We start from the raw sequence: 12,767 nt of genomic DNA, 5'->3' as shown, positions 1-12,767 counted from the left end.
CTCCGCGGTACGCGTCACCGTCACATTCGGACCGGTCTTCGAACCATCAGGCAGCGGGATGAAAGTATCCGCGCTCGCCGCACCAGTGGACATCACACCGAGTAGGGCAGCCGCAGCACCACCCAGGCCTGCAATACGGGCGCCACGGCGCAGGCCGGACTTGCCTTGAACGATCATTTTCTCGGTACTCCTTCTTCGGGGGTGCGGCGGCGATTCGGGTGTCGTCGGCGGTCACACGTCGACCCGCTCGCGCTGCCGCGCACTTCGTCGCAGAACTGTGCACAGTACGAACAGCGCGAGCACGACGGCGATCACGATTACGGCAACCCACGTCATCGAATCCGACGGCGCCACGGGCGGATTGATCCAGCCGTTGACGTAGGTCCACGCCATGGCGGCCCCACCAACGGCGGCAGCGATCAACAGGCCCGGGCGGAACTCGCCTGCCCGACGCGTCAGCACGATCGCGCCCGCGGCGATCAGCACGTACGGCAGAACCCAGATGTACACCAGCAAGGTGGCGAGTGCGTCATATGCGGACGACACGTCGCCGACCAGGAGAACCGCGACCGAGATGAACGCGAGAGAGACGAGGGCGAGCGACACGACAGCCACGTGCGGGCTGTGGAACCGCGGGTGGATGCGGGTCAGGGGTGCGGGGAGCAGGCCGTCCTCGGCGAACGCCAGCGCGAATCGGGCACCGTAGTTGACGAAGGCGACGAGCGAGGAGAAGCATGCGGCTGCCAGCACGAGGTCGGTGGCCGCGGCAACCGACGATCCCAGGCCTGCCTGCATGGCCAGCGCGGCCGGTGGCGACACTCCAGCGGCCACCTGGTCATAGGCCTCCAGGAGTCCGGGCACCTGCAGGATCGTCGCGAGGGTGTAGACACCGCCCAGCACGACCGGCACCGCCATCACCGCGACGGGGATGTTGCGCTGAGGATCTCGGGTCTCGGCTGCCAGCGCTGCGCAGCTCTCGAAGGCGATGAGGAACGCGGCACCGATTGCTACGCCGCGCAGTGTGGCCCCCACGCTGAACTGGCTGAAGTCGAACTGCATCGCGAGTTGCAGCCCCGTGTGTCGCGCACTGGCGAGGGTGATCAGGATGACCAGCGGGGTGGACAGCACAGCCAGGCCGACGACGACGAGCACCGAGCTGTCGAGTCCGCGATATGCGATTCCGGCTGCGATCAGGAAGGCGAGCGTGAAGATGACACTTTGGGTCGGGAACTGGAGTGCGGACAGGTCGGTCGGGTCGGCCTGGCGTTCGTGCATGAAGCTGCCGAGGAAGCGCCCGACCAGCATCGCCAGTCCGCCGACCCCGCAGACGAAACCACCCGCCATCGCAGCGCCGGTCAGGTAGCGCGCCCACGGCCCGAAGACTTCGGATATGTACGAGTACAGCGAGCCGGTCGCGACGAATCGGCCCGCGAACACGATGATTGCCCGTCCGACCAGGATCATGCAGATCGCGGCGAGGAGCGATGCATGCCACGCCGTGGGGTTTCCGACCGCGGTGAGGACCAGCGTCGGCACGAGGGCGATGCCGACCGCCGGGAAGAACGATGCCAGGGAGAGCGACACCAGCGTGCCGCGGCCGAAGTGGCCGCTTTCGAGGTGTCCTGCCGAATCTTCGTACTCGATGCTGCTCATCAGTGGCGCCCCTCGTCCGAAGGTGCGCCGGCGGCCAGGAGCCGGCCTCGGGGAGCGGCGCACAGCGCCGCAGTCCAGGTCCATCCGGTCATGTCGATCTTCCCTGTCTGTAGGTTGCGAGGTTTCGCTGTCCTGCCCCATCGGATGACCGCGTTTCGTGCGGGTAACCGTGCGTGACAACGCTGAATGGCTGCCGGCGCGACGTTGGACGTGTCACGAAGGCAGTGTTGACGTGATGTGATGTGCAACACTCGCAGGCAAGCGTGCGGTGAACCAGTGACAATCTGCACCTATCTCGCCGCCCCACTGATGCAGAGTGCAACGCCCGGGAGAATGGGTTCGAGGCGGATCTCGCATTCCGGATCCGACGACGGTCAGGGAGACGGAGACACGGTGAACGAGTCAGGACGGCTGGGGGCAACGCCCTCTCCGCGGGTACGCGACCTGTTCCGGAGCCTCGCCACGCGGATGCAGGCGACCGTGGCCGACGTCGCCGACGCAGCGTGGGCGGCCGGACAGCGCAACCTCGAGGATCCCACGTTCGCCGACGACCCCATGCTCGCCGAGCTGGATCGACGCTTTACCCAGTCGACGTTGGCCCACTGGCTCGTGGCCAATATCGACCGACCCGGGCAGCGGGTCGAGCCGACTCTCATCCCGGACCTCCATACGTATACGCGGGACCTGGTGTTGCGCGGCGTCGACACCGATGACGTCGATGCGTGGCGCGCATCGCAACGAGTGGTGTGGAACTGGTGGCTGAAGGGGTGTTTCGACACTACGGAGGACGGCGACGACCTCCGACAAATGGTCGAGATCTCGGCGAACTCGCTCACGGCCTACTTCGACGATTTGAGGGCCGCGGTGTCCGCGCATATCGGCGAGGTGCGGTCCGAGCTCGCTCGCGGACCGCTGATCCAACGTCTCGCCACGGTGCAATTGCTGCTCCAGGGAGCTCCGATCGCCCGCGATCGGGCAGAGGCACAGCTCGGCTATGCGCTGACCGGTCACCATCTCGCCGCGATCGTGCGGGTCGACTCGGAGGACCAGGTCGGCGGACTCGACAATGCGGCGGAACAACTCATGCGCACGTGTGGCGCAGTGCATCGGTTGACGCTGGTTGCCGGTTTCGCCGCACTGTGGGTGTGGTTACCCGTCACCCAGGTGCCCCCGAAGCCGGACTCTCCGCAATTGTCGAGAACACCAACGGAGTTCGCATCGCAATCGGCAGGCCGGGGGAAGATCTCCATGGCTTTCGGCGCAGCCATCTCGACGCCGCTGCAGCGCAGAACCTCCTGGCGCGTCTCGGATCCCGCCGCCGTGTCGTGCGATTCGAGGACGTTCAGCTGATCTCCCTGCTGACCTCCGATGTCGCGGAGACGCAGCTCTTCATCGCCGACACGCTCGGTGCGCTGGCGAGCGCCGACCGCGTGCTGCGACACACGGTGCGGGTGTTCATCGCTGAACAGTTCAATACCTCGAAAGCGGCCGAGAAGCTGTTTGCGCAAAGGAACACGATCGATCGACGGCTCGCGCGAGTCGACGAACTGCTGCCGCGCCCCTTGGCCCAGAATCCGATCGCGGTGGACACTGCACTCGCACTCGTCGAGCTACGAGAGGACGATTAGCTGTCGCGTGCGCGAGCACTGGACATGTTGCCGTTCATGCTTCCCGACGGTGCCCGCCGTCTGCGACGGGTCCGACGATCTTAGCCAGTTCGACGGCCACCCGGAGATGCAGCGAATCTCCGTCGTTCTCGGTGCTGGCCTCGACCACGCGGCGCACCCGGTAGGCGACGGTGTTGCGGTGCACATGCAGCCGCTCGGCAGCCCGGCTGAGGCTCAATCCCTCGTGTTGGTACACCGACACAGTGTCGAGTAGCCGGTCCGCGTCGTCACGCTCGAGGGTGTCGCCGAGGACCTCGGCGACGAACTCACGGGCACGGTCGACGTCGTCGCACAGCAGCGCCACGACCGCGCAGTCACGGTAGTCGAGGAAAGCGGGAACCGGTGTCGACAGTCGGGCCACCCGCCGCGCCAGCCCGGCCTGATCGTGGGTGCGCCGGAAGCCGGCGACGCCCCTGCCTGGTGAGCCCACGCAGACGTGCACGCCGTCGATGTCCAAATGCGCGATCACCCCGTCGTGGCGTCGCGACGAACCGACCCAGCCGTACAGCACCGAGCGGCCCGCAGGCACGATCAATGACTCGGTACCTCGCAATACTTCGGCGACGCGGGCCCCGGCTCGGTCGAGTTGCTGCGTGTCATCGATCTCGTCGTCCGCGTCGGACCACACGATGAACCCGGTGTGCCAGCGGTCGAGCTGATACCGCATCCGCTCGCTCGCCAACCCCACGTCGACGGCATCGCCGCGGAGCACGCGTCGCAGTTCGGCTTCGCCCAGGCTCTGCGCTCGCCGCGCCAAACGCTCTCGCTCCCGGAGATATTCATCGATGATCGGCGCGAGCGCCGCATCGACATAGCTGAAGGTGTAGGCCGAAGTGGCGGCGGACGTCTCGGCCAGCAGGCTGGGATCGTCGACCCGGGCCGACAGCAATGTCAGCCAAAACTGCCAGAATTCGCCGTGCCCGATCCGATAGGCCCGCAACAGCGTTTCGATCGGGATCCCGTGACGAGCGAGATCCACCGCCCAGTCGATGGCCTCCTTCGGCGCGGGCGCCGCACTCGGGTCGGTCCACGCGCCGAGCATCCCCGGAGCAAGGCCATGTGCGCGCTCGTCGAGCGATCGAAACCGTCGTGCAGCCCCAGCGGTGCCTGATCAAGCTCGGGCAATTCGCCCAGAACGCGCGCATTGATGGCCGCTCGCGCCGGCGCCAAGTGGTCACCGAACTCGGCGGCAACCTCGGCCACTTAGCCGGCGACCCTCGGCGGAGAGCTCGCCGTGCCAATCTCGGGACCCGGATTGTGCCGTGCCGACCATGCCGCCGAGTCTGGACCTGCCTTTGTGCTGGAGTACAACGCGGTCGGGATCTGTTGGCGTGCGGACCATTGGCTGCCGGATGCGGCGTCAGTACCTTCGATTTCACCGACGAAGGAGAGACACATGTCACACGAAGCCGACTACATCGTGATCGGCGCCGGCTCGGCAGGGTGCGCAGTGGCCGCTCGGTTGAGCGAGAGGAAAACCGCGCGGGTATTGCTACTCGAAGCCGGCGGCGGCAACCGCAGACTCGAGGTGAAGGTGCCCGCCGCATTCTCCCAGCAGTTCCACGGGAAGCTCGACTGGGATTACTGGACCGATCCCGAACCGCATCTCAACGGGCGCCGTCTCTTCTCTCCGCGCGGGAAAATGGTCGGCGGATCGAGCGAGATGAACGCGATGATCTACCTCCGCGGTAACAGGCTCGACTACGACTCCTGGTCCGAGAACGGCGCCACCGGATGGTCCTATGCGGACGTGCTGCCGATCTTCAAGCGTTTCGAATCGAACGACGAATTCGGTGGCACGTATCACGGCACCACCGGCGCACTGAAGGTCACCCGGATTCCCGACCCGGACCCGGTCAGCCTGGCACTCGTCGAGGCAGCGGCCGCTCTGGGGATCGAACGCAACAACGACTTCAACGGTGAAACACAAGACGGGACGGGACGGGTGCAGGTCACCCAGCATCGTGGCATGCGTTTCGGCAGCGCCGAGGCATACCTTGCACCGATCGCGCGGCGGCGCAATCTGGAAGTTCGCTCCGACACTCTCGTCACCCGGATCATCGTCGAGCGGGGCCGAGCGGTCGCCGTCGAGACCTCCGACCGGAACGGCAATACGGAGCGAATCAACGCCCGCGCCGAGATCATCGTGTCCGGTGGTGCCTTCAACACTCCTGCACTGCTGCAGCATTCGGGTATCGGCCCGGCCGATTTCCTCCGCTCGGTGGGAGTGAAGCCTGTGGTCGACTTGCCGGCCGTGGGCGAGAACCTGATGGAGCACCCACTCGTCTACACCACCTACGAACTGACCGGCGGCCACATCGGTATCGCCGACGCGACGAAGCCGAAGTACCTGCTGGAGTGGCTGTTACGTCGGCGCGGCAAGCTCACGAGCAACGTCGCCGAGACCGCCGCGCACGTTCGCACCGATGCCGCCATGCCGGCACCCAACTTCCAGTGCCTCTTCGCCCCCGGATACTTCTACGATCACGGCCAGATGGCGTGGGATGTGCCCGCGGCGACAATCGCGATGTCCTACATCGCGCCTCGAAGCCGGGGCACGGTGCGGATCCGCTCGAACGACCCGACACGGAAGCCCCGAGTCGCGTACAACATGCTCTCGACACGCGCGGAGATGGACGAGATGATCGACGCCGTCGATCTCGCTCGCGACATCGCCGCAACCGGACCCGCCCGCGCCGTCCTGGGCACCGAAATCACCCCGGGTCGTGATGTGCGTACGCGCGACGAGGTGGAGGCCTGGATCCGTACCTCGGTTCAGCACACCTACCACCCCGCCTGCACCGCACGTATCGGTACCCCCGACGACGGGGTCGTCGACCCGCAGCTGCGTGTCCACGGCGTCGAGGGCCTGCGGGTGGCCGATACGTCGGTCATGCCCACCATCATCCGCGGCAATACCAACGCACCGGCAATCATGATCGGTGAGCGTTGCGCGGATTTCCTCGGCACGACCGTCGCGACATCTGCATCCGGGGCCACCGCCGCCGGGTCCGGAGCTGCGCGATGACGATACCGCTGCAGAGCCGTGACACGGCCGCGACCATTGCGATCGAGAATCCGGCTACCGGTCGCGTGATCGGCCACATCGAGAACATGACCGCCGACGACGTGGCCGAACTGGTGGTCCGTGCGCGTGCCGCCCAACCCGCCTGGGCGGAAATCGGATTCGATCGTCGCGCCGAGTTGGTGCGCAAACTGCGATCCTGGTTCGTCGCCAACCGCGCCGCGATCATCGACACCATTGTGGCCGAGAACGGCAAGACCCGCGAGGATGCGCTGCTGGCCGAACTGTTCTACGTCGCCGACTCGATGGGCTTCTGGGCCAAGAACGCTGGAAAATACCTCGCGGAGGAGAAGATCCGCACCCACTCTCCGTTCGTGTTCGGGAAGAAGGTCGTCGTCCGGTACCGCCCGCACGGAGTGGTCGGCGTCATCGCGCCGTGGAATTATCCGCTGACCGCGTCGGTCGGTGATGCACTGCCGGCACTGATGGCCGGCAACACGGTGATTCTCAAACCGAGCGAGGTTGCGCCGCTTGCAGTCGAGCAGGTGGTTCGCGGCGCGACCGAGGTAGGGTTCCCGATGGGTGTCCTCCAGGTCGCCACCGGCGCCGGCGAGACGGGCGCCGCGCTCGTCGAGTATGCCGACATGATCCAGTTCACCGGTTCCACCCGCACCGGACGCCGGATCGCCACCCGCTGCGGCGAGCGGCTCATTCCGTCGTCCCTGGAACTCGGCGGCAAGGACCCGATGATCGTCCTCGCCGATGCGAACCTCGAGCGTGCCGCGAACGTGGCCGTGGAGTGGTCGATCCGCAACGCCGGTCAGATCTGCATGGGCATCGAACGCGTCTACGTCGAAGCACCGGTATACGACGAGTTCGTGGCCAAGGTAACCGAGAAGGTCGCGCGACTGCGGATCGGCGCACCCGGGGATTTCGGCTCGACGGACGTCGGCGCCATCACCTTCGCACCGCAGCTCGACATCATCGAGAGTCACATCGACGACGCAACTGCCAAGGGCGCGCGCGTTCTCGTCGGCGGCAAGCGCGAACCGGGCGCCGGCAGGTTCTTCCAGCCGACCGTTCTCGTCGACGTCGACCACACGATGAAGGTCATGCAAGAAGAAACGTTCGGCCCGATCCTGCCGATCATGAAGGTGCGCGACGAAGAGGAGGCCGTTCGCCTCGCCAACGACACGGTCTACGGGCTGGGATCGACCATTTTCAGTCGCAATACCGCAAAGGCAAACGACCTCGCACGGCGGATGGTCGCGGGCAACACCTGGATCAACGATGCGATCATGAGCTTTCTCGCCCAGGAGGCACCCTTCGCCGGCGCCGGTCGGTCCGGGTTCGGCAGCGGACGACACGGGAAGGACGGAATCCGCAAATACTGTGACACCCATACGATCCTGACCACACGATTCGCGCTCACTCGCGAACCGACCATGTTCCCGAACAACGCGCGCCGATCGCGTCTGTTCGACCGCCTCATGGTGATGCTCTGGGGACGATGACCGACAGCCTGACCTAACCCGCGTGCGGCCACCGCAACCTTCACCATCCGATCTCGCATCAATCTGCAGGAGTACGACATGACGCACGACGTAATTCAGGGACGGCCGTCGACCCACGGCGACGACTACCAACTCAACACCACCACCCTGATCCGGCACTCCGCCCGGACCTACCCGCAACAGCAGATCGTGTTCCGTACCCCGGACGGCGGCTGGGACCACTACACCTACGGCGAGGCCTACACCCGGATGCAGCTGGCCGCCAACGTGTTGACCGCGCTCGGCGTCGGCGCGGGCGACGTCGTGGGCGTCCTCGACTGGAACAGCAAGCGGCACTTCGAACTCTACTGGGCCATCCCGGGCACCGGTGCGGTGATGCTGCAGATGAACCTGCGGCTGGCTTCGGAGGACCTCGGCTACGTCACCTCGCACAGCGAGGCCAGTGTCGTCCTGGTCGACGAGAGCCTTCTACCGGTCGCGGAGGCGATGGCGCCGTTCGCACCGAACGTCCGTGCGTGGGTGGTGATGTCGGACAAACCGATGTCGCAGATCGCCACCACTCTAGCCGACGTCCACCACTTCGAGGACCTGGTCGCCGCGGCCCCCGATGAGTTCGACTGGCCTGTCATCGCTGAAACCTCCGCCTACAGTGCCTGCTATACCACCGGCACGACCGGCACACCCAAGGGTGTCTACTACTCCCATCGCGGCATCTACCTGCACACGATGGCGCAGGCCGCGAACCTCGGTATCCGCAGCAACGACACCGTCATGTTGATCACCCCGATGTTCCATGGCCAATGCTGGGGTCTACCCCAGTCGGCGGTCTACAGCGCCGCAAAGATCGTGTTGCCCGGACGCTACCTGGCCGAAGACACCCCGGTGTTGATCGACGCCATGATCACCGAGGACGTCACCGTGGCCAACGGTGCCCCGGCCATCTTCCAGCCGATGCTCGATCACATCGAGACGCTCGCCGTGAAACCGGACTTCCGACGGGTGCGGCTGCTGTCGGGGGCCACCGAGCCCGCGCTGTCGTTGATGCGCGGATTCTACGAGCTCACCGGCGCGGACGTCATTCATGCATACGGCGCCACCGAAACCACCCCGACGGTCGCCGTCAACGCCGAGCCGTCGCTGCGAGAACGTGTTTCCGATGAGCAGAAATGGGACCTCAAACGTTGCCAAGGGCTACCGGTCAACGGGGTGGACATCCGCATCGTCGACGCCGACGGCAACGACCTGCCGCACGACGGCAAGAGTCAGGGTGAGGTGCTGCTGCGCGGGCCGTGGATCACCGTGGGCTATCACAAGCTCGACGCCACCGACCACTTCCTCGACGGATACTGGCGCAGCGGCGACATCGGCACCATCGCACCCAACGGATACCTCAAGCTGACAGACCGCCTGAAGGACGTGATCAAGAGCGGAGGGGAATGGATTTCCTCGATCGACATGGAGAACGCCCTTCTCGCGCACCCGAGGATCGCCGAGGCGGCCGTGATCGGCGTCGAACACCCCAGATGGCAAGAGCGCCCGGTCGCGCTCGTCGTCACCACCGACGGAGAGCAGCTGCCGATCGAAGAGATACACGCCCTGCTCGCCGGCACGTTCGCCCGGTGGCAACTACCCGACACCGTCCTCTACCGCGACGCCCTGCCTCGCACCAGCGTCGGCAAACTGGACAAGAAGGTGATGCGCGCCGCACACGCCGACATCTACACCAAAGCCGGATAAACCGAGGGTGAGGCCGCCGACGACAGCGGGTTCAGTCGGGGGTGAAGAACAGCTCCATCGACATGAAGATCCAGCCCACCAACACCGCCAGCGGCACGAACGCGCACACCAACGGCAGGACGAATTGCCGGGCAGCCCGCCACGGAATCGTCATCAACCCGCAGGCCACCACGAACACCACCGGTCCCGCCCAGCTCACCCAATACCCCACCGGCGGCGGGTCGGAACCGAACGAGGTGAACGATCCATGGGGATACACCCGCGGCTGCGGCACATCCCCGTAGTGCTGCCACAGGTTCACCGCCGGCAGATAGCAGAAGAATCCCAACAGCACACCCGCGGATACGCCCAACGAAATCCGCCATCCCCTCCCCGACCCCGCCGATGTCAGCTCATCCATACCCCCGTCATCCGCGATACAGCCCCCCGACCGGGCTGGGGCGCGAGCCCGCAGGGTCGTTCAGGGCCTGCAGCCGTGGAAGGTGCGGCGCAACGCCCGGACACGCTCGGCCGCGGTGTGGATGCCGGGCGGGTTCTCGTACGTGACGAAGGTGAGGCCGACCGGCGCCTGTACCACCGTGGTGCGGTCGTGGGCCGAGGTCGACGGATAGCGGTTGGCGTTAGCGTAATAGCGCATCGACTTGGCGATGGAGTTGTTCACCCAGTAGATCGTGGCTGGGTGAACAGGTCGTCCTTGGTGAACACGGACTCGACGTCACCGCCGTTGTCACTCCAGGCATTCCAGCGTTCCAGTAGCCAGGCGAGCAGTCCCGCCGGTGAGTCGCTCAGCCCGTGGGCCAGGGTGGCGGCGTCGAGCATGTGAACGGCGAGGTGGGACGCCGAGCGGTGGTCCAGCTCGATGATGCGGGCGCGGACGTCGGCGGGCTGGTCGTCTGTGAGGCTACGCATTGATGGCAGCCTCGGCCTTGCGCCAGTCCTAGCCGTCCCGCCAATAGGCCACAGCTCACGGAGATAGCTGTCCGGGACACCGTAGGACCAGTCCCCATTCCCCTCGTCCAGCGGCGGACGGGTCAATGTCAGAAGGACGCGCAGGTCATCGAGAACCTCGTCGGGCACATGGATCGGAGTGCGCTCCAGCGGCAAGGCGCGGTGAGGTCACGGCGTGGCTCCTTGCCGGGTGAGGGAAGCCGGAATGTCGAACACGACACCGATCATGACTGCACTCGGCCGGCCGGGTCCTCCTCGGACCCCAGGTTCCGCACCAGCCACCGATCGTCGACGAGATGCATCAGGATCGGAAACACAGGCCGCGGAACGTTCGGCTCCCACACGCCGCCGTCGAGCGTCGACATCTCGTGCACGTAGAGCACCTCCACACCGGGAGCGACGATTCTTGTTCCGGTACCGATTCCCCACGTCGCAGGATCTGGCAGCATCGCACGGAACGACCGCACGTGCACGCGCTCGAAATGCACCCACAGGGGATGCTCCGGTACCGGCACGGCGAGATCCGCCGCGACCGCCTCACCGTCCCACCCGTCAACGGTCATCTGATAGTGGTTGTCTTGCACCCACCGCCATGCGAGTACCGCGCGGAAGTCGGGATCCACGGTCTGCCACACCGACAGCAGGTCTCCGTCCACGCACACCGACGTCAGGAACGCCCACGCCGCGCTCACCAGCTTCGTATGTCCAAGGAACCGCAGCAATTCCGCCGGATCCATCGCACGAAGCTCGAGGTACGCCTCCTGCATCTCGGGTGGCAAGGCGCTGATCTGCTCGTCGGTCAACTCCGGAAGGGAGGACGCCGTCGGCACTGCACCAGCGCCGGGATCCTCACCCCGGGCGACGAGCGCGGCGCGGACGGCGTCGACGAACCGTGGGGTCAGTTGCGCGAGTGACTCGAGCAACTCCCCCACCGTGCGCGGCGGAAGAGTGTTGCGGGCGATCAGCACGTGAATGCACTCGATCACCGCGTCCGGGTCGAGATCGATTTGATCACAGAGGAATTCGTCGGGGTGGATTGCCTCGACGTCGAACGGCTCGAGGGCCGCCGGGGGAAAATCCGGCAGGGTTGCGGTCACGATCGATGCCGCTCCGGAGCGCACCGCCGCGGCCAGGACGTGCCGGCTCCTCGGATCGTTGGTCATCGCGGGGATCAGCGCGCGGTATCCGTGTGATTCGTCCTCCGCGAGGGGAAAGGCTCTGCGCATCTGCTGTACCCGCCGCGCCGCTTGCTGCGGCGGATGCCCAGAGCTCTCGTCGGACAGGTTGCGCTCGACCTCGTCGAGCAGATCTGGCGTCCATACCGGTCGGAACAACTCGGCATCGGCGAGCGTCAGCAGCAGGCTGTTCAGGGGCAGGGGAAGCATGACGCACGCGTCGAGAACCACCCGGGAGGTCGTCATCGGTCGCCCCGCCCCAGATCAGCGGGTCGAGACGAAGCCGTCAGCGGCATCACCGGGATCCGGCGCTTCCTCACGCGCCATCTCCTCGAGCACCTGGCCGCGGCGCTCGCGCTCGCGTCGCTGGAATTCGAGCACGTCCGCCAACTCCACCCGCCGGTGCCGGCCGGGCGAGGTATACGGAATCTTCCCCGCCTCCAGCAACCGCACGAGGGTCGGCCGCGTGATCCCCAACAGTTCCGCGGCCTCCTGCGTCGTCAGCACTGTACGAAGGGCCTCCACCGTCACCGCCTGCCCCCGATCCAAGGCCGTGACCGCGTCGACGAGCAAACCTCGGACGCTGTCCGGCAACGGCGCCGACCTGTCCGGGGTCGAGATCGACACCTCTTCAGCACCAGCGAGAACGGATTTCAGCTCGGCGAGAAGATCTCGGTCGGCGGCGATTGGAGGCAACACCGTGTGGTTCATCAGAGCGCCCATACCCCACCGTAAAACGAAAAAAACGAACACGCAATGCGGCGAGAAGCGGGGACCGAACGGCTGACGGACTCAGACTCGGTTAATCGTGACCATCGGGCACTGAGGCTCGTGGCTCACGCCGCCGTCGAACCTCGACCGAAACACTGTGCCCAATAGGCGAACTGGAGCCGTACCTCGATGACACGACCACCCGGAATCAAGGCCTCCGGCCATCGGCGGGGCGAGGTTCGCAGTCGACCGGGCGGTATCGGTTCCAGGGAGGGATCTTCCGAACCCGTTCGGGTGCGCCTCATCGACAGGTATGCGGAGAAGCCCGCCCACTTTG

11 protein-coding genes and 2 pseudogenes are annotated in these 12,767 nt (G+C 65.9%); 5 read left to right on the top strand and 8 right to left on the bottom strand.

Going from position 1 to position 12,767, the window contains the following annotated elements:
- A pseudogene (locus tag ACFTWF_RS34770) lies at window positions 1–177 on the bottom strand (mspA family protein); the annotation flags it as partial.
- 54 nt (window positions 178–231) lie between these two features.
- Window positions 232–1,653 (bottom strand): APC family permease, encoded by a 1,422-nt coding sequence (locus ACFTWF_RS34765; protein WP_378465616.1) that lies wholly within the window; start codon window positions 1,651–1,653, stop codon window positions 232–234.
- A 722-nt stretch (window positions 1,654–2,375) separates the two neighbouring features.
- Here ACFTWF_RS34765 and ACFTWF_RS34760 point away from each other — a divergent pair.
- Both ACFTWF_RS34760 and ACFTWF_RS34755 read left to right on the top strand, forming a co-directional pair.
- Window positions 2,376–2,885, top strand: a pseudogene (locus ACFTWF_RS34760) (hypothetical protein); the annotation flags it as partial.
- A 93-nt stretch (window positions 2,886–2,978) separates the two neighbouring features.
- Window positions 2,979–3,281: a helix-turn-helix domain-containing protein gene (locus ACFTWF_RS34755; RefSeq protein ID WP_378465621.1), complete on the top strand. Its 303-nt coding sequence runs from the start codon at window positions 2,979–2,981 to the stop codon at window positions 3,279–3,281.
- 34 nt (window positions 3,282–3,315) lie between these two features.
- Here the strand turns inward: ACFTWF_RS34755 and ACFTWF_RS34750 are convergent, their stop codons facing one another.
- Complete coding sequence (locus ACFTWF_RS34750) at window positions 3,316–4,362, bottom strand: helix-turn-helix domain-containing protein (protein ID WP_378465615.1); 1,047 nt, start codon at window positions 4,360–4,362, stop codon at window positions 3,316–3,318.
- A gap of 354 nt (window positions 4,363–4,716) precedes the next feature.
- Here ACFTWF_RS34750 and ACFTWF_RS34745 point away from each other — a divergent pair, with 354 nt between their 5' ends.
- The 3 genes from ACFTWF_RS34745 (at window position 4,717) to ACFTWF_RS34735 (ending at window position 9,596) form a co-directional block, all read left to right on the top strand.
- Window positions 4,717–6,348, top strand: coding sequence for a GMC family oxidoreductase (locus tag ACFTWF_RS34745; RefSeq protein ID WP_378465614.1), 1,632 nt, complete (start codon window positions 4,717–4,719; stop codon window positions 6,346–6,348).
- Window positions 6,345–7,859, top strand: a complete 1,515-nt coding sequence (locus ACFTWF_RS34740; RefSeq protein ID WP_378465613.1) for an aldehyde dehydrogenase family protein — start codon at window positions 6,345–6,347, stop codon at window positions 7,857–7,859. The genes ACFTWF_RS34745 and ACFTWF_RS34740 overlap by 4 nt, the downstream gene beginning before the upstream one ends.
- 78 nt (window positions 7,860–7,937) lie before the next feature.
- On the top strand, window positions 7,938–9,596 hold the full coding sequence (locus ACFTWF_RS34735; RefSeq protein WP_378465612.1) for a long-chain-fatty-acid--CoA ligase: 1,659 nt from the start codon (window positions 7,938–7,940) through the stop codon (window positions 9,594–9,596).
- A gap of 31 nt (window positions 9,597–9,627) precedes the next feature.
- Here the strand turns inward: ACFTWF_RS34735 and ACFTWF_RS34730 are convergent, their stop codons facing one another.
- From ACFTWF_RS34730 to ACFTWF_RS34710, 5 genes are all read right to left on the bottom strand, one after another.
- On the bottom strand, window positions 9,628–9,996 hold the full coding sequence (locus ACFTWF_RS34730; RefSeq protein WP_378465611.1) for a hypothetical protein: 369 nt from the start codon (window positions 9,994–9,996) through the stop codon (window positions 9,628–9,630).
- 60 nt (window positions 9,997–10,056) lie between these two features.
- Entirely contained in the window at window positions 10,057–10,257 is a 201-nt protein-coding gene (locus tag ACFTWF_RS34725; protein ID WP_378465610.1) for a hypothetical protein, read from the bottom strand.
- Window positions 10,254–10,505, bottom strand: a complete 252-nt coding sequence (locus ACFTWF_RS34720) for a hypothetical protein (RefSeq protein ID WP_378465609.1) — start codon at window positions 10,503–10,505, stop codon at window positions 10,254–10,256. The genes ACFTWF_RS34725 and ACFTWF_RS34720 overlap by 4 nt, the downstream gene beginning before the upstream one ends.
- A 263-nt stretch (window positions 10,506–10,768) precedes the next feature.
- A complete protein-coding gene (locus ACFTWF_RS34715) occupies window positions 10,769–11,965 on the bottom strand; it encodes a PIN domain-containing protein (protein ID WP_378465608.1) in 1,197 nt (398 codons plus the stop codon).
- 18 nt (window positions 11,966–11,983) lie between these two features.
- Entirely contained in the window at window positions 11,984–12,442 is a 459-nt protein-coding gene (locus tag ACFTWF_RS34710; RefSeq protein ID WP_378465607.1) for a helix-turn-helix domain-containing protein, read from the bottom strand.
- Window positions 12,443–12,767: the final 325 nt, after the last annotated feature.

It is taken from the genome of Rhodococcus sp. NPDC056960, assembly GCF_042674125.1.
GTDB lineage: Bacteria > Actinomycetota > Actinomycetes > Mycobacteriales > Mycobacteriaceae > Rhodococcus_F.
This window is presented reverse-complemented; position numbering and strand designations above follow the sequence as displayed.

Coding starts and splice junctions, on each gene's coding strand:
- ACFTWF_RS34730 (WP_378465611.1), bottom strand. CDS start 9,996: ATGGATGAGCTGACATCGGCGGGGTCGGGGAGGGGATGGCGGATTTCG.
- ACFTWF_RS34735 (WP_378465612.1), top strand. CDS start 7,938: ATGACGCACGACGTAATTCAGGGACGGCCGTCGACCCACGGCGACGAC.
- ACFTWF_RS34710 (WP_378465607.1), bottom strand. CDS start 12,442: ATGGGCGCTCTGATGAACCACACGGTGTTGCCTCCAATCGCCGCCGAC.
- ACFTWF_RS34750 (WP_378465615.1), bottom strand. CDS start 4,362: ATGCTCGGCGCGTGGACCGACCCGAGTGCGGCGCCCGCGCCGAAGGAG.
- ACFTWF_RS34740 (WP_378465613.1), top strand. CDS start 6,345: ATGACGATACCGCTGCAGAGCCGTGACACGGCCGCGACCATTGCGATC.
- ACFTWF_RS34720 (WP_378465609.1), bottom strand. CDS start 10,505: ATGCGTAGCCTCACAGACGACCAGCCCGCCGACGTCCGCGCCCGCATC.
- ACFTWF_RS34715 (WP_378465608.1), bottom strand. CDS start 11,965: ATGACGACCTCCCGGGTGGTTCTCGACGCGTGCGTCATGCTTCCCCTG.
- ACFTWF_RS34765 (WP_378465616.1), bottom strand. CDS start 1,653: ATGAGCAGCATCGAGTACGAAGATTCGGCAGGACACCTCGAAAGCGGC.
- ACFTWF_RS34745 (WP_378465614.1), top strand. CDS start 4,717: ATGTCACACGAAGCCGACTACATCGTGATCGGCGCCGGCTCGGCAGGG.